The 22,100-nt window shown below is 72.3% G+C and carries 17 protein-coding genes and 1 pseudogene; 10 read left to right on the top strand and 8 right to left on the bottom strand.

The genetic code is table 11. The features are described from left to right. Window positions 1-5: 5 nt before the first annotated feature. Window positions 6-1,508, top strand: coding sequence for a CoA-acylating methylmalonate-semialdehyde dehydrogenase (gene mmsA, locus ACZ4TO_RS13705; protein ID WP_382789769.1), 1,503 nt, complete (start codon window positions 6-8; stop codon window positions 1,506-1,508). Between the two features lie 63 nt (window positions 1,509-1,571). Here the strand turns inward: mmsA and ACZ4TO_RS13700 are convergent, their stop codons facing one another. Next, on the bottom strand, window positions 1,572-2,417 hold the full coding sequence (locus ACZ4TO_RS13700) for an SCO4651 family lipoprotein (RefSeq protein WP_468024227.1): 846 nt from the start codon (window positions 2,415-2,417) through the stop codon (window positions 1,572-1,574). Window positions 2,418-2,845: 428 nt separating this feature from the next. Here ACZ4TO_RS13700 and ACZ4TO_RS13695 point away from each other — a divergent pair, with 428 nt between their 5' ends. Beyond that, complete coding sequence (locus ACZ4TO_RS13695) at window positions 2,846-4,258, top strand: APC family permease (protein WP_382789764.1); 1,413 nt, start codon at window positions 2,846-2,848, stop codon at window positions 4,256-4,258. A 52-nt stretch (window positions 4,259-4,310) separates the two neighbouring features. On the opposite strand, the gene ACZ4TO_RS13690 is transcribed toward ACZ4TO_RS13695, so the two are convergent. Further along, window positions 4,311-4,721, bottom strand: a complete 411-nt coding sequence (locus ACZ4TO_RS13690; RefSeq protein WP_385044953.1) for a GNAT family N-acetyltransferase — start codon at window positions 4,719-4,721, stop codon at window positions 4,311-4,313. A 116-nt stretch (window positions 4,722-4,837) separates the two neighbouring features. Between ACZ4TO_RS13690 and ACZ4TO_RS13685 the strand changes: the two genes are divergently transcribed. From ACZ4TO_RS13685 to ACZ4TO_RS13670, 4 genes are all read left to right on the top strand, one after another. Continuing rightward, window positions 4,838-7,522 (top strand): alpha/beta fold hydrolase, encoded by a 2,685-nt coding sequence (locus ACZ4TO_RS13685; RefSeq protein WP_468024226.1) that lies wholly within the window; start codon window positions 4,838-4,840, stop codon window positions 7,520-7,522. Then, window positions 7,519-8,382: an ABC transporter permease gene (locus tag ACZ4TO_RS13680; RefSeq protein ID WP_382789756.1), complete on the top strand. Its 864-nt coding sequence runs from the start codon at window positions 7,519-7,521 to the stop codon at window positions 8,380-8,382. The genes ACZ4TO_RS13685 and ACZ4TO_RS13680 overlap by 4 nt, the downstream gene beginning before the upstream one ends. A gap of 159 nt (window positions 8,383-8,541) precedes the next feature. Next, entirely contained in the window at window positions 8,542-10,164 is a 1,623-nt protein-coding gene (locus tag ACZ4TO_RS13675; protein ID WP_468024225.1) for a vWA domain-containing protein, read from the top strand. 92 nt (window positions 10,165-10,256) lie between these two features. Next, entirely contained in the window at window positions 10,257-12,191 is a 1,935-nt protein-coding gene (locus ACZ4TO_RS13670; RefSeq protein ID WP_468024224.1) for an AMP-dependent synthetase/ligase, read from the top strand. A gap of 127 nt (window positions 12,192-12,318) precedes the next feature. Here ACZ4TO_RS13670 and ACZ4TO_RS13665 read toward each other — a convergent pair whose 3' ends face one another. Both ACZ4TO_RS13665 and ACZ4TO_RS13660 read right to left on the bottom strand, forming a co-directional pair. Then, window positions 12,319-12,726, bottom strand: coding sequence for a rodlin (locus ACZ4TO_RS13665; RefSeq protein ID WP_382789748.1), 408 nt, complete (start codon window positions 12,724-12,726; stop codon window positions 12,319-12,321). A 202-nt stretch (window positions 12,727-12,928) separates the two neighbouring features. Further along, a complete protein-coding gene (locus ACZ4TO_RS13660) occupies window positions 12,929-13,339 on the bottom strand; it encodes a rodlin (RefSeq protein WP_382789745.1) in 411 nt (136 codons plus the stop codon). A 251-nt stretch (window positions 13,340-13,590) separates the two neighbouring features. On the opposite strand from ACZ4TO_RS13660, the gene ACZ4TO_RS13655 reads away from it, so the two are divergent. The 4 genes and pseudogenes from ACZ4TO_RS13655 to ACZ4TO_RS13640 all read left to right on the top strand — a co-directional run. Continuing rightward, window positions 13,591-14,004 (top strand): rodlin, encoded by a 414-nt coding sequence (locus ACZ4TO_RS13655; protein ID WP_382789742.1) that lies wholly within the window; start codon window positions 13,591-13,593, stop codon window positions 14,002-14,004. A 314-nt stretch (window positions 14,005-14,318) separates the two neighbouring features. After that, window positions 14,319-14,576: a chaplin gene (locus ACZ4TO_RS13650; protein WP_361683647.1), complete on the top strand. Its 258-nt coding sequence runs from the start codon at window positions 14,319-14,321 to the stop codon at window positions 14,574-14,576. A 106-nt stretch (window positions 14,577-14,682) separates the two neighbouring features. Beyond that, window positions 14,683-15,927: a chaplin gene (locus ACZ4TO_RS13645; RefSeq protein WP_468024223.1), complete on the top strand. Its 1,245-nt coding sequence runs from the start codon at window positions 14,683-14,685 to the stop codon at window positions 15,925-15,927. A 637-nt stretch (window positions 15,928-16,564) separates the two neighbouring features. Continuing rightward, window positions 16,565-17,938 (top strand): annotated as a pseudogene (locus ACZ4TO_RS13640) (glycoside hydrolase family 26 protein); the annotation flags it as partial. A 516-nt stretch (window positions 17,939-18,454) separates the two neighbouring features. Here ACZ4TO_RS13640 and ACZ4TO_RS13635 read toward each other — a convergent pair. Genes ACZ4TO_RS13635 through ACZ4TO_RS13620 form a run of 4 tightly spaced genes read right to left on the bottom strand, consistent with a single transcriptional unit; the run spans window position 18,455 to window position 22,062 of the window. Then, window positions 18,455-19,585 carry a GNAT family N-acetyltransferase gene (locus ACZ4TO_RS13635; RefSeq protein ID WP_468024222.1) on the bottom strand — a complete coding sequence of 377 codons (1,131 nt, stop codon included), beginning with the start codon at window positions 19,583-19,585 and terminating at the stop codon, window positions 18,455-18,457. After that, window positions 19,582-20,241 (bottom strand): YveK family protein, encoded by a 660-nt coding sequence (locus ACZ4TO_RS13630; protein WP_382789734.1) that lies wholly within the window; start codon window positions 20,239-20,241, stop codon window positions 19,582-19,584. Before ACZ4TO_RS13630 ends, ACZ4TO_RS13635 begins: the two co-directional genes overlap by 4 nt. Before the next feature lie 16 nt (window positions 20,242-20,257). After that, window positions 20,258-21,370: a glycosyltransferase gene (locus ACZ4TO_RS13625; protein ID WP_468024221.1), complete on the bottom strand. Its 1,113-nt coding sequence runs from the start codon at window positions 21,368-21,370 to the stop codon at window positions 20,258-20,260. Beyond that, entirely contained in the window at window positions 21,367-22,062 is a 696-nt protein-coding gene (locus ACZ4TO_RS13620; protein ID WP_382790443.1) for a polysaccharide deacetylase family protein, read from the bottom strand. The genes ACZ4TO_RS13625 and ACZ4TO_RS13620 overlap by 4 nt, the downstream gene beginning before the upstream one ends. Window positions 22,063-22,100 lie beyond the last annotated feature (38 nt).

Below are 22,100 nucleotides of genomic sequence, written 5' to 3'. Positions count from 1 at the left end.
TGGCCATGACGAAGACCGTCGACCACTGGATCGGTGGCAAGTCCGTCGAGGGTGCGTCGGGTACGTACGGGCCGGTCACCGACCCGGCGACCGGCGCCGTGACCACGAAGGTCGCGTTCGCGAGCGTCGAGGAGGTCGACGCCGCCGTCGCCGCCGCGAAGGACGCGTACGCCACCTGGGGGACGTCGTCGCTGGCCAAGCGCACCACGATCCTGTTCAAGTTCCGCGCGCTGCTCGACGCCCACCGCGACGAGATCGCCGCCCTGATCACCGCCGAGCACGGCAAGGTGCACTCGGACGCGCTCGGTGAGGTCGCCCGCGGTCTGGAGATCGTCGAGCTGGCCTGCGGGATCACGACGCAGCTCAAGGGCGAGCTGTCGACCGAGGTGGCCTCCCGGGTCGACGTGTCCTCGATCCGCCAGTCGTTGGGTGTCGTCGCGGGCATCACGCCGTTCAACTTCCCGGCGATGGTCCCGATGTGGATGTTCCCGATCGCCATCGCCTGCGGCAACACCTTCGTCCTCAAGCCCTCGGAGAAGGACCCGTCGGCCGCCATGAAGCTCGCCGAGCTGCTGGCCGAGGCCGGTCTGCCCGACGGTGTCTTCAACGTCGTGCACGGCGACAAGGTGGCCGTCGACCGCCTCCTGGAGCACCCGGACGTCAAGGCGGTGTCCTTCGTCGGCTCGACGCCGATCGCCCGCTACATCCACACCACCGCCGCCGCGAACCACAAGCGGGTCCAGGCCCTGGGCGGCGCCAAGAACCACATGCTGGTCCTGCCGGACGCCGACCTGGACGCCGCCGCCGACGCCGCCGTCTCCGCCGCGTACGGCTCGGCCGGCGAGCGCTGCATGGCGATCTCCGCCGTCGTGGCGGTCGGTTCCGTCGGCGACGAGCTGGTGGCCAAGATCCGCGAGCGCGCCGAGAAGATCAAGATCGGTCCCGGCAACGACCCGGCCTCCGAGATGGGCCCGCTCATCACGGCCGTCCACCGCGACAAGGTGGCGTCCTACGTGAAGGGCGCCGCCGACCAGGGCTGCGAGGTCGTCCTCGACGGCACCGGCTACACGGTCGAGGGCTACGAGGACGGCCACTGGATCGGCCTCTCGCTCCTGGACCGGGTGCCGGTGACGGCGGACGCGTACAAGGACGAGATCTTCGGCCCGGTGCTGTGCGTGCTGCGCGTGGACACCTACGACGAGGGCGTGGCGCTGATCAACGCGTCGCCCTTCGGCAACGGCACCGCGATCTTCACCCGTGACGGCGGCGCCGCCCGCCGCTTCCAGCTCGAGATCGAGGCGGGCATGGTCGGCGTGAACGTGCCGATCCCGGTGCCGGTGGGCTACCACTCCTTCGGCGGCTGGAAGGACTCCCTGTTCGGGGACCACCACATCTACGGCAACGACGGCACGCACTTCTACACCCGCGGCAAGGTCGTCACCACCCGCTGGCCGGACCCGTCCGAGGCCCCGGCGGGCGTCGACCTGGGCTTCCCGCGCAACCACTGAGGCGTCCGCGCACGACGGTGCCCCGTCCCTCGCACGAGGGGCGGGGCACCGTCGTGCCGGGGTCTACTGCTGCTGCGCCGCGGCCTTCTTCATGAGCTCGGTGACATCACCGATCTGTGCGGCCGGCGGGGCCTTCACGTCGGCGGTGGCGCCGAACTTCTCGAAGTCCATGGTGATCGTCGCGTTGCCGATCGTTTCCTTCAGCCGGACCGGCAGGTCCTTGGCGCCGACCCAGATGTCCATGGTGATCGAGTCGGTGCCGCCGGTCATCGAGTTGAAGAGGGTGTCGTCCCCGGACGCGAGGGCGTCCTTGGCCTTGCCCATGTGGTTCTTGTCGATCACGGCCCGGTAGTGGGTCGTGCTCTTCCCGCCGACGGTCTCCTTGCCGAGGTCCTCGACATTGCTCGCGTACTTCAAGCCCCTCATGGCGGCCGCCGGGCTGCCGCTGTTCGAGCTTCCGCTCAGCGCCTGGGCGCCCTTGTCGCCGAATATGGCCGAGGCGTCGACCTTCATCCACTCCTTGCCCTTGAGCGGTCCGGACGGCTGCGGTTCGGTGTCGTAGTAGTACGCGCCGTCCACGAGGAGTGCGCGGATCCGGGGGGCGTGCGTCAGCGCCTCCATCTTCGCGGCCCTGGTGTCCATCTCGACGTCGTACGCGAAGCCGTCTCCCCAGGAGTAGGTGCCCTCCATGGCTATGGGGGCGCCGCCCTTCATCGTGGTGGTCATCCTGACCTCGGCGGAGCCCAGGGCCTCCGTCCGGTCGGTGGCCCGCCCCAGCGCCGCCATGATCGTGTCGGCGTGGCTGACCGCCTCGGCGGCCTTCTTCGTCGTCTCCGCACCGCATCCGGCCGTCCCGGCCAGTGCCGCGGCGGCCACCCCCGCCCAGACCACGCCCCGCATGTACCGCATGTTCCCCACCCCTGTCCGTGCTTCGTCCGTGCGGCAGGACTCTAGTGGCAGGGACTGACATGGCCACCACAGATTAGCGTCCGGAATGCGGACCGATTCCAGCGAGTTTCGGAGCTCGGGCTGCGGTTCTCGTCACGTCGTGACGAAACGGGTAGTGCAGGTGTTTCAGCCTCATGTCCTTTGAAAGCAAGGTCACAGTCTGTGGAGTATTGAGGATTGCAACACGTGCGTGGTACGGCCTGGGAAAGTTATGTGACGTGCGTCGCTCCGCAACTGCGGATTCCGTAGGTAAACGGCCATTGACGCAACGGTTTCCGTCAAGGTTCCATCAACGCGGGAGCGGACGAGAACGAACAACGACGCGAGCCGCCGGAGGCGATATCGCTCCCGACCGAACATCTGATGCACGAGTCGATCGGAACCGCTTCATGACCGACACGCTCCGCCCCGTCGAGACCGCCGTCCTGGACGACGCAGCACCGACGGAGACCGGGAACCCCAAGACGCTCAAGCGTTCCATCGGCGTCGTGGGCGGCACCCTGCTGACGCTGTCCTGCGTGACCCCCGCCTCCACGCTGTTCGTGGTCATCCCCGACCTCTTCGGCTCGCTCGGCACCGCGACCGCCCTCACGATCGCGATCGGCTCGCTGCTCTGTATCGCCGTGGCGTTCTGCTACTCGGAGCTGGGCACCCTCATCCCCAGCGCGGGCGGCGAGTACGCCATGGTCTCGACGCTGGCCGGACGGCTCGCGGGCTGGCTGGTCTTCGTGATGTCCCTGCTGGTGGTGATGATCGTCCCGCCGGTGATCGCCATGGGCACCGCCGACTACCTCGCCCCCGTGGTCCACCTCGACCCGGCGATGACCGGCGCCGGCGTGATGCTGCTGGCCACCCTCGCCGGTCTGCTCGACCTGCGCGCCAACGCCTGGATCACCGGCATCTTCCTCGTCCTCGAAGTCGTCGCCGCCGGCGTGGTGGCCCTCCTCGGCTTCACGCACAGCCAGCGCGGCCTCGGCAGCCTGACCTCCCTGCAGGTCGCCGGAACCGGCGGACACACCGACGCCGTGACGGGCATGCTCGTCATCTCCGGGCTCGCCATCGCCCTCTTCGCCACCCAGGGCTTCTCGACCGCCGTCTACCTCTCCGAGGAGCTGGAGAACCCGCGGCGCAACGTCGCCCGCACGGTGCTGGCCACCCTCGCCATCTCCACGGTCGTCATCCTGGTCCCCGTCGTCGCGATCACCATGGGCGCCTCCGACATCGGGGAGCTCACCGGCGGCGACATCAGCAGCATGGTCACGGCCTGGTCGAACTCGGCCGTCGGCACGTTCGTCAGCCTCTGCGTCGCCCTCGCGATCATCAACGCGGGCATCGTCATGGTCATCCAGAACTCGCGCGTCCTGTTCGCCTCGGCCCGTGACAAGGCCTGGCCCGAGCCGGTCAACAAGGGCCTGTCCCGGCTCGGCCGGTTCGGCTCCCCCTGGGTCGCCACCCTCCTGGTGGGCGTCCCCGGCGCCGCCCTCTGCTTCGTCAACCTCGACACCCTGTACGGCGTCACCGGCGTGTCGGTGACGGCCATGTACCTGCTCGTCGCGGTCGCCGCCCTGCTCGCCCGGCGCGGCCACCACCGCCACACCCCCGCCTGGCGGATGCCGCTGTGGCCCGCGATGCCCGTCCTGCTGATCGTCGTGCTCGCCTACGTCCTGACCCAGCAGGAGACGCAGTACCTCCTGTGGACCGGCGGCATCACCGCCGCCGCCACCCTGTACTGGGCCTTCTACCTGCGCCCGCGCCGCGACACCCGCTGGCTGGTGTCGATCCCGGAGGACGCCCAGGCGTAAGCGGAGCGGCACCCCCCGGCTCCCTCGCCCGGCCCGCCGCTCCCCGGGGACCTCAGCCGAAGTCCCACGTCATCACCGTGCACGACCCGTCGTCCTCGCCACCCGCACCGCGGTACGTGGCGAGGGCGATGTCGTTTCCCCTGTCCACACCCACCCACATGCCGTAGCAGCCGCGTTCGCGGGCCAGGGCCGCGAGTTCACGCACCAGCGCCCGTCCGATGCCACGCCGCCGGAACGCCTCCGCCACGGCCAGCTCGTACAGGAACATCTCGGTGCCCTTGTCCGGGTGGACCGTCTCGACACCGCTGACGAAGCCGACCGGCACCCCGTCCTCGTAGGCCAGGAACAGATGGTGGCCCGGTGTCTCCAGGAACCGCCGGGCCCATTCGGGACGCACCGGAGCGTCGAAGAGGTACTCGGCGGCGGTCAGTTCCAGGGCCGTGGCGGCGCGGCGCAGCTCCATGGCCCGTTCGTACCACGGACGCGGTACACGCGGCCCCCGCCGTACCTCCCCGGGAGGGGGGCCGGTTCAGCCCGGCGGCTGTCCCTGTCGCCGCCCGGCGCCCGTACCGTTGAGGCATGGATCTTCGACTGCCCCGGCCGCGCGGGCCGCGCCGGGGACATCTCGCCGCTCGCACGACGGCGCGAGCCCGCGGGAGATGGGCGGCCGCCGCCGCTGCCCTCGTGGTGCTCGCCGGCGCGGGCACCTGGACGGCCGTCGCCTCCGACGAGGCGCCCGCCGTCCACCGCTCCGACCGCGTCATGACCATGGACGGCGGAGTGCGGCTCGACACCTCGTACTTCACCGCGGGACCGTCCTCGAAGCGCCGCCCCGCCGTCCTCCTCGCACACGGCTTCGGCGGCAGCAAGGCGGACGTCCGCGACCAGGCCGAGAAGCTCGCCCGCGACGGCTACGCGGTCCTGACCTGGTCGGCGCGCGGCTTCGGCAGGTCCACCGGCCGGATCGGGCTGAACGACCCCAAGGCCGAGGTCGCCGACGTCTCCCGGCTCGTCGACTGGCTCGCCCGGCGCCCCGAGGTCCGGCTCGACGGCAGCGGCGACCCGCGCGTGGGCGTGGCGGGCGCCTCGTACGGCGGGGCGATCTCCCTGCTGGCCGCCGCCGACGACCGGCGCGTCGACGCCATCGCCCCGTCGATCACCTACTGGAACCTCGCCGACGCCCTGTTCCCGAACGGCGTGTTCAAGAAGCTCTGGGCGGGCATCTTCATCAACTCCGGCGGCGGCTGCGCCCGCTTCGAACCCGAGCTGTGCGCGATGTACGACCGGGTCGCGGAGTCCGGGAAGCCGGACGCGGCGGCGGCGAAGCTACTGGAGGAGCGCAGCCCCTCCGCCGTCGGCGACCGCATCAAGGTCCCCACCCTCATCACCCAGGGCCAGTCCGACTCCCTCTTCCCGCTCGGCCAGGCCGACGCGATGGCCGCCGCGATCAAGGCCAACGGCGCTCCCGTCGACGTCGACTGGATCGCGGGCGGACACGACGGCGGCGACATGGAGACGGACCGCGTCACCTCCCGCGTCGTCTCCTGGTTCGACCGCTATCTGAAGGACGACAAGAGCGCCGCCACCGGCCCCGCCTTCCGCGTCACCCGCACCGGAGGCGTGGACTCCACCGACGGCGCCGCCCTGCTGCGCGGCGCGAGTTCGGACACCTACCCAGGACTCGACAGCGGCCCGCACACGGTCGCCCTGATCGGCGGCGAGCAGCGTTTCCAGAACCCGGCCGGCGCCACCCCGCCCGCCATCTCGGCGCTGCCCGGACTCGGCGGCGGCGGCCTCTCCCAGCTCTCCAGCCTCGGCGTCGGCGTCTCCCTGGACTTCCCCGGCCAGTACGCCCGCTTCGAGTCGGTGCCACTGCGCGAGGACCTGCGGATCACCGGCTCGCCCACCGTCACCGTGCACGTCCGGTCCAGCACCGACGACGCGGTCCTCTTCGCGAAGGTGTACGACGTCGGCCCCGGCGGCACCCGGCAGGTGCTGCCCTCCCAGCTCGTCACCCCGGTCCGCGTCGAGGGCGCGAAGAACGGCAAGGACGTCTCCCTGACCCTGCCCGCCGTCGACCACGCGGTCCAGAAGGGCCACCGGCTGCGCCTGGTCCTCGCCTCGACCGACCTCGGCTACGCCTCCCCGGCCGCCCCGGCCACGTACACCGTCTCGCTCCGGAGCGGCGGCCTCCAGGTGCCGACGGCCCCCGGCGTGAAGACCGCCGCGGCGCCGCTGCCCTCCTGGGTGTGGTGGCTGCCGCTCGCCGGCGCGCTCGCCGCGCTGGCGCTGTTGGTGACCGGCCGCCGCCGCACGAGCGCCCCGGAGCCCGACCCCGAACTGGCCGAAGTCCCGCTCCAGATCACCGGCCTGAGCAAGCGCTACGCCAAGTCCGCCGACCGGTACGCGGTACGGGAGCTGTCGTTCCGCGTGGAGAAGGGCCAGGTCCTCGGCCTCCTCGGGCCCAACGGGGCCGGCAAGACCACCACCCTGCGCATGCTCATGGGCCTCATCAAGCCCGACGACGGCGAGATCCACGTCTTCGGGCACGCCATCCGCCCCGGAGCGCCGGTCCTCTCCCGCGTCGGAGCGTTCGTCGAGGGCGCGGGCTTCCTCCCGCACCTGACCGGGCGCGAGAACCTGGAACTGTACTGGCGGGCCACCGGCCGTCCCCCCGAGGACGCCCACATGGAGGAGGCCCTGGAGATCGCCGGACTCGGCGACGCCCTCGCCCGCGCTGTGCGCACCTACTCCCAGGGGATGCGCCAGCGTCTCGCCATCGCCCAGGCCATGCTCGGCCTCCCGGACCTGCTGATCCTGGACGAACCCACCAACGGCCTCGACCCGCCGCAGATCCGCGAGATGCGCCAGGTGATGATCCGCTACGCCGCCGCGGGCCGCACGGTCATCGTCTCCAGCCATCTCCTCGCCGAGGTCGAGCAGTCCTGCACCCACCTCGTGGTCATGGACCGCGGCCGGCTCGTCCAGGCAGGACCGGTGTCCGAGATCATCGGCTCCGGCGACACCCTGCTCGTCGGCACCGGCGCGCCCGTCGACGCGCCGGTCGTGGAGAAGGTGGGCGCGCTGCCGGGCGTGCTCTCGGCCGTCGCGACCGAGGATGGACTCCTGGTCCGCCTCGACCCGGGCGGCAGCGCCCAACGCCTGGTCGTGGAACTCGTACGCCTCGAAGTGCCGGTGGCGTCGGTGGGACCCCACCGCCGTCTGGAAGACGCGTTCCTCACCCTGATCGGAGGCTCCGCATGAGCACGCTCCTCGAGCGGACCGAGACGGCCGACGGTTACCGGGCGCGCCGCACCCTGCCGCTGCGCGTCGAGCTCGTCCGCCAGCTCAAGCGCCGCCGCACCCTGGTCATGGGGATCGTCCTCGCGGCCCTGCCCTTCGTGCTGCTCGCCGCCTTCGCCATCGGCGGGGACCCCGGCGGCCGCAACAACCAGGTCACCCTCATGGACACGGCCACCGCGTCGGGCGCCAACTTCGCCGCGGTGAACCTGTTCGTGTCGGCGGGCTTCCTCCTGGTGATCCCGGTCGCGCTGTTCTGCGGCGACACCGTCGCCTCCGAGGCGAGCTGGTCCTCCCTGCGCTACCTGCTGGCGGCGCCCGTGCCCCGAGCCCGGCTGCTGTGGTCCAAGCTCACCGTCGCGCTCGGCCTCAGCCTCGCCGCGATGATCCTGCTGCCGGTCGTCGCGCTGGCCGTGGGAACCGCCGCGTACGGCTGGGGCCCGCTGGAGATCCCCACCGGCGGCGCGCTCCCCGCGGGCACCGCCGCCCAGCGGCTCCTCGCGGTGATCGCGTACATCTTCGTGTCCCAACTGGTCACCGCAGGGCTCGCGTTCTGGCTGTCGACGAAGACGGACGCCCCGCTCGGCGCGGTCGGCGGCGCGGTCGGCCTGACCATCGTGGGCAACGTCCTGGACGCGGTCACCGCACTCGGCCACTGGCGCGACTTCCTGCCCGCCCACTGGCAGTTCGCGTGGGCCGACGCCATCCAGCCGACACCGGAGTGGGGAGGCATGATCCAGGGAACGGCGATCTCCGTGACGTACGCGCTCGTCCTGTTCGCCCTGGCCTTCCGCGGCTTCCGGCAGAAGGACATCGTGTCGTAGCCCACCGGAAGATCACCCACCGGTCTCGGCGATCCCGCGTCGTGGCCGCTTCGCAACCCTTCCGCAACCCGTCCGAGCGCACGTCACGGCCCCCTCGGCCGTCACAGTCACACTGGTCGGCCCACACACGGGCCGTACGCCGAGGGGGCACAGATGGGGATGAAGTACACACGGACGGCGGCCGACACGGGCCATCCGCGCGGCGGCGCACGGCGGGGGAGCCGCCGCAGGGCGGCCGGAGCGCTGCTCGCCCTGCCGATCGCGGGCGCGCTGCTGCTCACCGGATGCGGCGCGGGCGACAGCAGCAAATCCACGGACGGCCCGGACAGGTCCGGCGGCCGCAACAACCTCCCGCTGCCGGCGCCCGCCCAGCCGACCGGCGGCGCGGCCGAGCGCGGCACCGAGGGCGAGCAGTCGGACGCCCCGGACGTCCAGCCGTCGCCCGACTACCTCTCCACCTTCGCCCTCGACGTCGACACCGCGTCGTACGGCTACGCCCGCCGCAGCCTCGCGGACGGCCGCGCCCCCGACCCCTCGACCGTCCGCCCCGAGGAGTTCGTCAACAGCTTCCGCCAGGACTACGAACGCCCCGACGGCAACGGCTTCTCGCTGTCCGTCGACGGCGCCCGCACGAACGACGGACGCTGGTCCCTCGTCCGGGTCGGGCTCGCCACCCGGCCCGCCGAGAGCGAGCGCGAACGCCCGCCCGCCGCCCTCACCTTCGTCATCGACATCTCGGGTTCCATGGCGGAGCCGGGCCGGCTCGACCTGGCCAGGGAATCCCTCGACGTGATGACCGACCGGCTGCGCGACGACGACTCGGTCGCCCTGGTCACCTTCAGCGACGAGGCCGAGACCGTGCTGCCGATGACCCGGCTCGGCGCCCACCGTGCCCGCGTCCACCGGGCGATCGACAGCCTGGAGCCCACCGACTCGACCAACCTCGGCGCGGGCGTGCGGACCGGGTACGCGACCGCCGTCGACGGGCTGCGCGAGGGGGCCACCAACCGGGTCGTCCTGATCTCCGACGCCCTCGCCAACACCGGCGACACGGACGCGGACGACATCCTCGAACGGATCTCCTCGGCCCGCCGCGACCACGGCATCACCCTCTTCGGCGTGGGTGTCGGCAGCGACTACGGCGACGCCCTCATGGAACGCCTCGCCGACAAGGGCGACGGCCACACCACGTACGTCTCCGACCGCGACGACGCCCTCACCGTCTTCTGCGACCAGCTTCCGCAGAACATCGACCTCACGGCACGCGACGCCAAGGCGCAGGTCGCCTTCGACCCGCAGACGGTCGAACGGTTCCGGCTGATCGGCTACGACGACCGGAAGGTCGCCGACGAGGACTTCCGCGACGACCGGGTGGACGGCGGCGAAGTGGGCCCCGGCCACACGGTCACCGCCCTCTACGCCGTCCGCACCCGCCCCGGCGCCTCCGGACATCTGGCCACCGCCACCGTCCGCTGGCTCGACCCCGACTCCCGCGCCCCGCACGAGGCGTCCGGCGGCCTGGAGACCGGCGACCTGCGCGACGGCGTCTGGAACTCGCCGTACTCCTTCCAGGTCACCGCCGTGGCCGCCTACTTCGCCGACGACCTGCGCGCGGGCGACGCCCGCTGGAGCTCCCTGCCCGGTGTGCCCTCCCTCCGGGAACTCGCCTCGCGGGCCCGCACGCTGGCGAACGTGACCGAGGACAAGGACGTCTCGGCGCTCGCGACCGCGATCGGCCAGGCCGACGAACTGGACGTCTGCACCGACGGCTGCGCTCGCTAGCGAGCCCCGGTGAATCGTGTGCGACCCATTGAAATTCCGTTACGCACGGGTAAGTTGACTCGGCGGTAAGAACCCTGCGACCGGGAGCCGTGATGGGCGTACGCAAGGATCTGCGACGGGCGAAGCGGCACGCGGAGGCGGCGGACCGCGGCCGGGTGGAGCTCGTCAGGGACGAGCTCGTCAGGGACGAGAGCGGCACGGTCCGCGAGGCGCGTGCCGCCGCCCTGGCGCCCGCTCCGGCCGGCGGCAGCACGGCCGACCTGCCGTTCACGAACGCCGCCGAGGCTCCCGGCGCCGTCGTGCTGCGGCGGCCGGTCGACGGCGGCTGGACGCCGGTGACCGCCGCCGCCTTCGCCCGCGAGGTCACCGACACGGCCAAGGGGCTGATCGCGGCCGGCCTCGAACCGGGCGGCCGGGTCGCGGTGATGTCCCGTACGCGCTACGAATGGACGGTCCTCGACTTCGCCGTCTGGGCCGCCGGCGGCCAGAGCGTCCCGGTCTACCCCACCTCCTCCGCCGAGCAGGTGGAGTGGATCGTCCGGGACTCGGGGGCCCGCTTCGTGATCGTCGAGAACCCCGCGAACGCGGAGACCGTCGCCACCGCCGTCGCGGGCCATCCCCGGCCCCCGCACGTCCGGCAACTCGACGCGGGAGCCCTCGCCGAACTCGCCGACCTGGGACGGGACATCGCCGACGAGGAGGTCGCCGCGCGGCGTGCCGCGCTCACCCCCGAGACGATCGCGACGATCTGCTACACCTCCGGGACCACCGGCCGGCCCAAGGGCTGCGTCCTCACCCACGCCAACCTGCACGCCGAGGCCGCCAACACGGTCGAACTGCTGCACCCGGTCTTCCAGCAGGTCACCGGCCGGACCGCCGCGACGATCCTCTTCCTCCCGCTGGCCCACATCATGGGCCGCACCCTCCAGATCGCCTGCCTGATGGCGCGGATCGAACTGGGCCACTGCCCGAGCATCAAGCCCGACGAACTGCGGCCCGCGCTGCGGGAGTTCCGGCCCACCTTCCTCGTCGGTGTCCCGTACCTCTTCGAGAAGATCCACGCCACCGGGCGAGCGACCGCCGAGAGGATGGGCCGCGCCGCCTCCTTCGACCGCGCCCACCGCGTCGGCGTGCGCTTCGGGGAGGCGTACCTGAACCGGTTCCTCGGGACGGGCAAGGGCCCCGGGCCCGGCCTGTACGCGGCCTGGGCGCTGTACGACCTGCTGGTCTACCGGCGCATCCGCAAGGAACTCGGCGGCCGCGCGCACTACGCCATCAGCGGCGGCTCCCCGCTCGACCGCGACCTCAACCTGTTCTTCCACGCCGCCGGAATCATCGTCTACGAGGGGTACGGCCTGACCGAGACGACCGCCGCCGCCACCGTGGTCCCGCCGCTCGGACCCCGCCCGGGAACGGTGGGCCTGCCCGTCCCGGGAACCTCCGTCCGTATCGCCGACGACGGAGAGGTGCTGATCAAGGGCGGTGTCGTCTTCGGCGCCTACTGGAACGACCCGGCCGCCACCGACGCCGTCCTGACCGGCGGCTGGTTCGCCACCGGCGATCTCGGGGCGCTGGACCAGGACGGCTATCTGACCATCACGGGCCGCAAGAAGGACATCCTCGTCACGAGCGGCGGCAAGAACGTCTCGCCTGCCGTCCTGGAGGACCGGCTGCGCGGCCGGGCGCCGGTCGGCCAGTGCCTCGTCGTCGGCGACAACCGCCCGTTCGTCGCGGCGCTGATCACCCTCGACGTCGAGGCGGTCGCCCACTGGCTCGCCGTCCGCGGGCTCCCGGCGGACACCCCGCTCGCGGACGTCGCCCGCGACCCCCGGATGCGCGCGGACGTCCAGAAGGCCGTGGACCACGCCAACGACGCCGTCTCCCGGGCCGAGTCGATTCGCGCCTTCGCCCTGGTGGAGGGCGAGTTCACCGAGGACAACGGGCTCCTCACCCCGTCCCTGAAGGTGCGCAGACACGCGGTGACGACGGCGTACGCGGCCGAGATCGAGAAGCTGTACGGCGGCTGAGGCATCCCCGGCCGGTACGGAACACGAGCCGCGAGCGGGAACAGCGGCCGGAAGCGGGAACCGTGGCCGGACACGGGAACAGCGGGCCGCTCCGAGGAGCGACCCGCTGTCCGTGGTGCGGGGGTGGTCAGCTGCCGACCGCGCCGTTGCCCGACAGGACCGGGATGTTGTCCAGGATGTGCGACAGCGGCTCGTCGCCCTTGGCCTGGGTGGAGTTCTCGGTGCACTGCTGGTTCTGCGGGGCCGAGAGGACCGGGACGTCCTGCAGACCGATCTGCGCCAGACCGGCGATGTTCTGGACGTTGAGCTTGGCCGGCAGGCCGATGCAGGGCTTGTTCAGCGAGCCCTGGACCAGCGAGAGCTGCGGGCTCATGTCGCCGAACGTGGCCTGGTTGCCGTACTTCTGGACGGCTCCGTTGCCGTTGACGGTGGTGACACCGTCGTCGTTGCCGATGGCCAGCGCCTGCGGCGCGGTGGCGGCGGAGGCACCGGCCAGGGAGGCGGCGATGACCGCGGTCGCCCAGAGCTTCTTCATGTTCGTTTTGCCCTTTCGGAGAGCGGACTCCGAGCGGAGCCGCGCCATGATCAACAGTGCTGCGGATGGTGTGGTTGCGGGGTGTCCCCCGAATGGCCCGCGGTGTGACCGGGGCCGGCGCTCGCCGCCGCTGTCGTCGAGGAGGTGACAGCGGCAGCGGGCCGCCGGACGAGCCGGCGGCCCGCTGTGCGCGGCGGTGGAATCAGCTTCCGAGGGCGCCGTTGCCCGAGAGGACCGGGATGTTGTCCAGGATGTGCGACAGCGGCTCGTCGCCCTTGGCCTGGGTGGAGTTCTCGGTGCACTGCTGGTTCTGCGGGGCCGAGAGGATCGGGACGTCCTGCAGACCGATCTGGGCGGCGCCGAGCACGTTCTGGGCGTTGATCTTGGCGGGCAGGCCGATGCAGGGCTTGTTCAGCGAACCCTGGATGAGCGCCATCTGCGGGCTCATGTTGCCGTACGTGGCCTGGTTGCCGTAGATCTGCGAGGCGGCGTTGCCGTTCACCGTGGTGACGCCGTCGTCGTTGCCGATGGCCAGCGCCTGGGGCGCGGCGGCAGCACTGGCTCCGACGACGGAAGCGGCGATCGCCGCAGCAGCCATAACCTTCTTGATCACTTGCTGATCCCTTCTGGAGTAACCCCGTCCACCGGAGCGACCTGGACAACTGACCCCGGGCCGCATGGTTGCTCCGATTCACCCCAATGGCCCATGTGAACGGCGTGGCGAGTAAATCCTCAGGCCATAGGTCAGGTGAATTCTGGAGGGTTCCGCGATCCGTTCGGGTGACTATGGACAACCAATCCCGCCGGCTTCGGTTGAGGTGACAGCAGGAATACGCTTCACCGGCAGAAAAGGAACCCGGAGAAATGTTCAAGAAGGCAATGGCCGTGGCGGCTGTCGCGGCTTCCGTCGTCGGCGTCTCGGCGGCGGCCGCCTCGCAGGCGCTGGCCATCGGCAACGACGACGGCGTCACCACGGTGAACGGCAACGGTGCCGAGCAGGCGTACGGCAACGCTCTCACCAAGGGCGACATGAGCCCCCAGCTCTCCGCCGTCCAGGGTTCGCTGAACAAGCTCTGTGTCGGTCTGCCCGTCAAGGCCAACGTCCAGAACGTGCTCGGCGTGCTGGCGCAGGCCGGTCTCCAGGACGTCCCCGTCCTGTCGGCCCCGCAGAACCAGCAGTGCGCCGAGAACTCCACCCAGGCCAAGGGTGACGAGCCGCTGTCGCACATCGCGGACAACATCCCGGTCCTGTCGGGCAACGGCGCCCTCGGAAGCTGACGCCCGGCCGGGGCCCGGGCCGCACGCCGTGTTCGGGCGGGCGGTTCCGGGCCCCGGCGCATGTTCTCGTCGTATATATGAATTCCAGTTCTGCCGTGTTGACATTCCCGCTCCGGGCGAAACGCTTCTTCTTCGGAAGGAGCGTTTCTCCTGTTGTGAAGCTCCCGTGTCCATTCCGGGTGGGGCGATTCGAGTGAATTCCCCATGGGCGTACGTTTCACAGTTTCTTCGGCGGCGGGTCCCTCGTTTACAGCCTGCAGGTCATGATGCGAGCCGCCCAAGTGTGCTCGCTCGGTTTCGGCCGACAAAGGGGCATGACCGCAGAGAAGGGAAAGCACGTGAAGCTCAGGAAGAGCACTTCCGTCGTCATCGGCGCGATCATGGCTCTGGGCATGGCTGCCCCGGCGTTCGCGGACTCGGGCGCCGAGGGTCTGGCCGCCAACTCTCCCGGTGTCCTCTCGGGCAACGTGATCCAGGTCCCGATCCACATCCCCGTCAACGTGTGCGGCAACTCGGTCAACGTGCTCGCGCTGCTGAACCCGACGGCAGGCAACGTCTGCGCCAACGGCTGACGTTTCGGCACTTCAGCCGCCTCCGGCTGTGCCACGGCCGGCCTTGGACCGCCTCGCGGACCCCAAGGCCGGCTTCCTCACTTCTCCCAGCAGGAAGACAACGAGAGTGCGAACGAACCTGAGTAGGGGAGTGGTCCTGGCCGCGGCTGCGACAGGCATCATGTCCCTGTACGCCAGTCCGGCCTTCGCGGACTCCAGCACGACCGCGACCGCTTCGGACTCACCCGGCGTGGGGTCGGGAAACAACGTCCAGGTTCCGGTGAACGTGCCGCTGAACATCTGCGGCAACACGGTCGACGTCGTCGCCGCCCTCAACCCGGCGTTCGGCAACTCCTGTGCCAACGGCCCGGTCGCGCAGGGCAGGCACATGACGCCGCACCACCCCGTCCAGCACGACGCCGGCTCCGCGCACCACCCCGGACGCGGCGGCGTCCACGGCGGCACCGACCACGCGCGCGGCCACGGGGGTCACCCCGCCGGTCACCCCGCCGGTCACCCGGCCGGTGGCTACGGCGGTGAGCGCGGCGGTCACCCCGGCCACGGCGGCGAGCACCGCGGCCAGAGCGGTTACGGCGACGAGCACGGCGGCTACGGCGGTGAGCACCGTGACCAGGGCGGCTACGGCGGCGAGCGCGGCGGCCACCGCGACGCGGGCCACGGGGACTCGCGCCAGGGTCACTCGGGCTACGGCGACTCCGGGTACGGGGATTCCCGCCAGGGTCACTCCGGCCACGGCGACTCCCGGCAGGGCTCCGGCTACGGGGACTCGGGCTACGGGGACTCGCGCCAGGGCCACTCCGGCCACGGCGACTCCGGGTACGGGGACTCGCGCCAGGGTCACTCCGGTCACATGGGCCCCGGCCACCGTGACTCGGCCGCCCACCACGGCGGTTGGAGCGGCGCCTCGGCGTACGGCCAGACCCACGGCTCGCCCGGTGTCCTGTCCGGCGACCAGGCCGCGGCTCCGGTGGACGTCCCGGTCGAGCTCTGCGGCAACACCCTGGACGTGATCGGTCTGCTGAACCCCGTGTTCGGCAACTCGTGCGCCCACCACCACGCGCCGCACGGCCACCCGACGACCCCGCACCACTGCACTCCGCCGGCGACCCCTCCGCACACGCCCCCGCGGACGGTTCCGCAGCCGCCGAAGCACCACACCCCGCACACGCCGACCGTGCACACCCCGCCCGTGAAGATCCACGAGCAGCCCCCCGTGCACCGGCAGTACACCCCGCCCACCCTGGCGGAGACCGGCAGTGAGGGAATGCTCGCCAACGGCGCGATCAGCGCCGCGCTGCTGGTCGGCGGCGCCCTGCTGTACCGGCGCAGCCGGGCGATGTCCCGCCCGTGACGCCCCGCTCCGGGTGCCGTTCGCGCTCTCGCGCCCGGCACCCGGAGCCGATCCGCGCACCCGCGTGTCCGCCGTGAACCCGGCGCCGCGGACGAGGCGCGTGGCCCGGTCGTGGCCGTGGCCGTGGCCGTGGCGGTGAGCGCGCGCGCCGCGAAGACACCCGTCGCACGCCCGCCGCGAAGACACCCGTCACACACCCGCCGCGAAGACACCCGGCCCCCACGGGGAACCCCGGCACGGACGCGTCGAAGTCTCGGCCGATCATGCGGAAACGTTTCGGCAGACACGTCGGACCGCACGCCGCCCGCTCGCCGGGCGAGGGCGCCCACGTCATCCGACGGGACCAGTCCGGCGGGCCGGGATCCGGGGCGGCCACTTGGCGCAACACGCTGGCCGGGTCCGCGAGGGACGGGCCGGCGGGAGGTGGCGGATCCGTCTCGCTGACAAAGCGCGACCCGCCGACGGGACTTTCCTCGGAGCCGACCGGAAGCGCGAGGCGCGGTGACCGGGCCGGTCACTCCTGAGTGTGATCGTCAGATCGCGAGACCGGAACGCCGGTTGGCTGAATGAACATGCGTGTGACTGAGTGTCAGTCATCGGAAAGGAAATCCGAGGTCCAAGAGGGAGAGGAGCAGGCATGGCCCCACAGCAGCAGCGGCCCCGGAGCGGAAGGCTGGCGTTCATCGCGGCCGGCATCGTCACGTCGGTCGCCCTCGCGTCCGGTCCGGCGTACGCCGTGGGCACCGGGGCGGCGCGGGTGGGCGACCCGCCGGCTCCGACCCCCACGGCGGCGAACCCGCCGGTGAACTCCGCGGCGGGCGCGGGCGTTCCGGCCGCGGGCGGGAGCCCGGCCGGGGGTTCGGCCGGGAGGCCGGCCGCGCGGCCCGTGTCGACGCCCGCCCGGCCGTCCACCTCGACCGGTGCCGCTGCCGCAGCGCCGGCCGCGGCCGCGAAGCCTGCCGGGGACGGGGCGAACCCGGCGCTGCCCGCCGGGCCGGGCACCGCGGGGCTGCCGCCCTTCGGCGCCTACCTCGACTACGGGCCCGAGGGCGTCGCCCGCATCGCGCAGCTCAGCCAGTGGCTGGGCGGTACCGAACTGCGGGTCGGACACACGTATCTGCCCGGCGACCGCTGGAGCAACATCGAGGGCGCGCCCGGATTCCTGGACGCCTGGGCGGACTGGAGGCGCCGTCAGGACGACCGGATGCTCGTCCTCAACGTCCCGATGATGGAGCGCAACGAGGAGGGCCTTTCCGACGACGAGGTCCGTCTGTTGCTGCGCGAGGCCGCGACGGGGGCCTTCGACCACCACTTCCGCGCGCTCGCCGAGCGGCTCGTCGAGCTGAAGGTGCCCGACACCGTCATCGTGCTCGGCTGGGAGATGAACGGCGTCACGTACACCCACCGCTGCGGTCCCGACCCGGAGGCGTGGAAGACGTACTGGAACAGGATCGTCACCGCCATGCGGTCGGTGCCGGGGCAGAGGTTCCGGTTCGATTTCGCCCCGAACCGCGGGCGGGACGCCGTTCCCTGGACCGAGTGCTATCCCGGGGACGCCACGGTCGACATCCTCGGCATGGACGCGTACGACCAGCCCTCGGGACTCTCGTTCGAGGAGCAGGTGAAGGAGCCGTACGGGCTTCAGGAGCAGGTCGATTTCGCCAGGGCCCACGGCAAGTCCATCTCCTATCCCGAGTGGGGCCTCTACCGGAACGGCGACAACGCGACGTACATGAAGGACATGCTCGCCTGGATCGACGAGCACAAGCCCGTGTACAACACGCTCACCGACTACTGCCCGCACGGCGTGTGGCAGTGCCAGGACAACCCGCTGGCGGCGCAGGCCTACCGGGCCGCGCTGTCCCATCTCACCGGTCCGCAGCCGACGGCTCCGGCACCGACCCCGACGTCCGAACCGGCGTCGACACCGACACCCGAGGCCTCCGCACCTGCCTCGACGCCGACGTCCGAACCGGTTTCCACCCCGACGCCCGAGGCCACCCCGCCCGAGCCGGTCGCGACGCCGACGCCCGAGCCGACCTCCAAGCCCGAGCCGAAGCCGACCCCGACGTCGGAACCGGTCGCGACACCCGAGCCGGCCACGACACCCGAGCCGGTCCCGACTCCGGTCAAGACGCCGACGTCCAAGCCGAAGCCCAAGCCGACGCCGGTCCAGACGCCGACGCCCAAGCCGGTTCCGACTCCGGTCAAGACGCCGACGTCCAAGCCGAAGCCGACGCCGACTCCGGTCAAGACGCCGACGCCCGAGCCGGTCCCGACGCCCGCCAAGACCCCGGTGCAGGTGCCGGTGTCCACTCCGACCCCGACGCCCACACCGCCCCCGGCACGCGAGCCCGTCCCGGACACCGCACCGGACCCGGCCCGCTGCACGTCGCTGGATCTCGGTGACTGGGTGGAGTACTGGATCGGCGGCAAGCCGTGCGTGCACCTCGACCTTCCGTCGGACCAGTGGTGGTCGGGCGACTGGTGGTCGAGCGGCTGGTGACCCCGGACGGCGGCGGGCCGGTCAGGGCCCGTCGCCGCCGCGTTCCCTCCAGCTCCGCAGCAGCTCCTTGCCCCGCCGGCGCGCGGCGACGTCGCAGACGACCGCCGACATCAGCGGCGCCGTACGCCGGCGGGCCAGGAGCAGTCGCCGGTTGACGACCGGGTCCGGGCGCCAGTGGTGCTTGTACGGTTCGTCGCCGCGCAGCAGGCTCAGCGTCCCGCGGTCACCGCCCTCGGTGTGCCGGGAGCAGGCGTCGAGCAGCATCACCGCGACGTCCGCCTTGCGTTCGCGCAGCCCCGGATGGGCGCCGTACAGATAGCCGCCCGCGAGGCGCCGGGACAGCAGGGTGAGGTCCACGGCCATCACGGCGCCGTCCAGCCGGAACTCGGTGACCACCGCGTCCCCGGACCGCACCATCGGGCCCACCGAGCGGACCAGGTGCTCGGAGAACCGTTCATGGAGGTGCTCGGACGTCACCTTCCGGCCCTCCCACTGGAGCCGGTGCAGTTCGAGCAGCCGGCCGAGGGCGGTGTCCACCTCGTCGTGGCCCACCACCCGCCGTTCGACCCCGAGCGCGGTGAGTTTGCGCAGCTTGGCCCGGACGCGCTGGGCCTTGGAGGAGGGGAGACGGCCGATCAGCTCCTCCATCGAGGCGGCCGGGAGCTCCAGACACAGGGAGTCCCCGACCTGGCGGCGCGGTCCGCGCCAGTGCTCGTAGACCCGCTCCACCGCGCCGCCGGGGCGGACCTCGCGGAAGTCGATCAGCGCGGTGCGGGCTGCGGCCGACAGTCCCTCGGCGAGCAGGGCCGCCGCGCGGTCGGCGTGTTCGTCGTCGAGGAGCACGTCCGCGTAGTCGGAGATCGGTCCGCCGAGCGGCACGAGCGCCGGCAGCCGGCGGCGGGCCCGCATCAGCGGCGCGACCGCCAGCAGTTCACCGCCCTCGCGTACCACCACGAGCCTGAGGCGCCCCGGTGTCCCGTACGACTGCCACCAGGAATGCAGCCAGGCGTGGCTCTGGAAGGCGGTGGCGGCGCCGCACCGGCGGTACAGGCGCCCCCAGGCCGCCGCGAGGTCGGCGAACTCGCCTTCCTCGGTGACGAGTTCGGCCCGCGCGGTGTCGAGCGCGCCGGCCTGGAGGGTCGTCGCGCTCACCGCTGGCCGTGCACATCGGCGGCGGTGGCGGGGCTCGGCACCGAGGCCGGGCGGGCCGGGTCGCCGCCGGTCCGGCGGGGCCGGACGAGCAGCACGAGCCCGCCGAGCAGTCCGCCCGCGCTCGCGCCGACCAGGCCCGTCACCGTCGGGGACGGCGAGGACGCCGAAGCGGGCTTCACCGCGCGGGAGAACGACAGGAGCTGGACGTGGGTGCTCTTCTGGCTCGCGTTGGCGTGCTGGGTCAGCGAGCGGGTGACCGCGTTGGCCATGTCGGCGGCCTGGTCGGGGTGGGTGGAGGTGGCGGAGACGGCGACCATCGGGGCGTCCGGGGAGGTCGCCGTCCGCACGCTCGCCTCCAGCGTCTTCACCGGCACGCCGGCCCATACCTGCGCGTCCCCGAGCACCGCGAGCTGCGTGGCGACCCGGCCGTAGGCCTGGGCGAAGCCGAGCGCGGCCGAGGGATCGCCCTTGTCCGTCGGTACGGCGATGACATAGCTGGTGGCCGTGTAGGACGGGGGCTTCACCACGCCGTACGCGCCGCCGAGCACGCCGCCGAGCACGGCCGTGGCCGCGAGCAGCGACCACGCCGGCATGGTCCTCGCCCGGGAAGGGGCCGAACCCCAGGGACGGTGGCCCCTGGTGAGGTTTTCGGACATGTGGAACTCACTCCAGTCAGGTGCGCGAGACAGCGGCCGCGTACACGTCCATGAGCTGTGCGGCGCTGCGGGTGATGCAGTAGTGGTGGGCCGCCTCCGGGGCCGAGCGGGGGGCGGGGCCCCGGGCCCGGACGCCGGCCAGCGCGCGGGCGAAGGACTCCGCGCCGCCGTCGACCCGGGTGGCGCCGCGGGCCGCTCCGGGCGGCAGGTCCTCGACAGCCGGGCAGGAGACGTACAGCACCGGGAGTCCGGCCGCCAGCGCCTCCACGACGGCCAGCCCGAACGCCTCCTCGGGGCAGGGCGAGGCGAGGACGTCCATGGCCCCTATGAGCGACGGCAGGTCGGCGCCGGGAGCACCGTCGGCGGGGCGCTCGCCGGTGAACAGGACCCGGTCCACGACCCCGGCGTCGTGCGCCGCGCGCCGCAGCGCGACCTCCTCCGTGCCGCCGCCGACCAGCAGCAGCCGGCAGTCGCCGGGCAGGTCGGCCAGCGCGCGGATCAGGACGTCGAACCGCTTGCCGGGCGCGAGCCGGCCGACCCCGCCGACGACGTACGCGTCCTGCGGGAGCCCGAGCCGGCGGCGGGTGCGTTCGCGCAGGTCGGGGTCGAAGCGGAAGCGGGCGATGTCGACGCCGTTCGGCACGATCTCGATGCGCGGTGCGGGCACGCCCCAGCGGCGCAGCCGTTCGGCGACCGTGGGCGAGACGGCGACGGTCGACCGGCCGAGCCGCTCGCCGGCCAGATACAGGGCGCGTACGCCGGCACCGAGCGGGCGGCCCTCCATCTGCGAGTCGCCGAGTGAGTGCTCGGTGGCCACGACCGCCCGCACCCCGGCCAGCCGGGCGGCCAGCCTGCCGTACAGACAGGCCCGGTAGAGGTGGGTGTGGACGAGGTCGTAGCGGCCCGCGCGGATCACCTTCACCAGACGGGGGAGCGCGGCGAGGTCCCGGTTGCCGGCCATGCCGAGATGGGTGACGCGCACACCGTCGGCGGCGAGCCCGGCGGCGACGGGGCCCGGGTTGGTGAGCGTCACGACGTCGCAGGTGACGGGCAGGTGCCGCAGCAGCAGCCGCAGTTGCTGCTCGGCGCCACCGATCCCGAGGCCGGTGATGATGTGCAGCGCCTTCACCGGCCCGCCTCGACGGGGCGGCGGCGCAGCCGGTGTAGCCGGTGCTTGAGGAACATTCGGACGGCGGTGTCGTTCTCGCCGATGTGCACACGGGGGAGGGCGTACGGGCCGGTCAGCGGGCCGGGGTCGATGGCACAGCCGTAGCGGTAGCCGGCGTCGCGGACGGCGTCGACGACCCGGCGGTCGACGGTCCCGTACGGATAGCAGAAGCCGTCGACGTGAGCACCGATCAACTCCGAGAGCACCGCTCTGCTCTCGGCGACCTCGGCGCGCAGCACGGCGTCGTCGGCCCGCGTCAGGTCGACGTGGGTGAGTCCGTGCGAGCCGACCTCCATGCCCTCGGAGGCGGCGGCGACCCGGATGCCCTGCTTGCCGAGCAGCGGCTTGCGGGGGCCCAGCGGATCCCAGGCGTTGTCGCCGCCGAGCCGGCCGGGCAGCACGAAGAGGGTGGCGCCGAACCCGTGGCGCCGCAGGAGGGGCAGAGCGGTCTCGACGAAGTCGGCGTACCCGTCGTCGAAGGTCAGCCCCACCAGGTCCCGGCCCTGGCCGCGGGCGCGGGCCGCGAGCAGGTCCGCGACGCTCACCCCGCGCAGACCGTGCCGGCTCAGCCAGCGGAGCTGCTGGTCCAGGCGGCCGGGGGAGACCGTGACACGGTAGGGGTCGTCGGAGCAGTCCCCGACGGAGTGGTACATCGCCACCCAGGGCGGCGCGTCGAGGGCGTTCGTACCGG

Source organism: Streptomyces sp. NPDC028298 (genome assembly GCF_055565895.1).
This window is presented reverse-complemented; position numbering and strand designations above follow the sequence as displayed.

Bases quoted from the DNA above. Each gene is read 5' to 3' on its own strand.
- ACZ4TO_RS13680 (WP_382789756.1), top strand. From the start codon at position 7,519: ATGAGCACGCTCCTCGAGCGGACCGAGACGGCCGACGGTTACCGGGCG.
- mmsA (WP_382789769.1), top strand. From the start codon at position 6: ATGACGAAGACCGTCGACCACTGGATCGGTGGCAAGTCCGTCGAGGGT.
- ACZ4TO_RS13690 (WP_385044953.1), bottom strand. From the start codon at position 4,721: ATGGAGCTGCGCCGCGCCGCCACGGCCCTGGAACTGACCGCCGCCGAG.
- ACZ4TO_RS13685 (WP_468024226.1), top strand. From the start codon at position 4,838: ATGGATCTTCGACTGCCCCGGCCGCGCGGGCCGCGCCGGGGACATCTC.
- ACZ4TO_RS13630 (WP_382789734.1), bottom strand. From the start codon at position 20,241: ATGTCCGAAAACCTCACCAGGGGCCACCGTCCCTGGGGTTCGGCCCCT.
- ACZ4TO_RS13665 (WP_382789748.1), bottom strand. From the start codon at position 12,726: ATGAAGAAGCTCTGGGCGACCGCGGTCATCGCCGCCTCCCTGGCCGGT.
- ACZ4TO_RS13675 (WP_468024225.1), top strand. From the start codon at position 8,542: ATGAAGTACACACGGACGGCGGCCGACACGGGCCATCCGCGCGGCGGC.
- ACZ4TO_RS13650 (WP_361683647.1), top strand. From the start codon at position 14,319: ATGACCGCAGAGAAGGGAAAGCACGTGAAGCTCAGGAAGAGCACTTCC.
- ACZ4TO_RS13695 (WP_382789764.1), top strand. From the start codon at position 2,846: ATGACCGACACGCTCCGCCCCGTCGAGACCGCCGTCCTGGACGACGCA.
- ACZ4TO_RS13700 (WP_468024227.1), bottom strand. From the start codon at position 2,417: ATGCGGTACATGCGGGGCGTGGTCTGGGCGGGGGTGGCCGCCGCGGCA.
- ACZ4TO_RS13655 (WP_382789742.1), top strand. From the start codon at position 13,591: ATGTTCAAGAAGGCAATGGCCGTGGCGGCTGTCGCGGCTTCCGTCGTC.
- ACZ4TO_RS13670 (WP_468024224.1), top strand. From the start codon at position 10,257: ATGGGCGTACGCAAGGATCTGCGACGGGCGAAGCGGCACGCGGAGGCG.
- ACZ4TO_RS13620 (WP_382790443.1), bottom strand. From the start codon at position 22,062: ATGTACCACTCCGTCGGGGACTGCTCCGACGACCCCTACCGTGTCACG.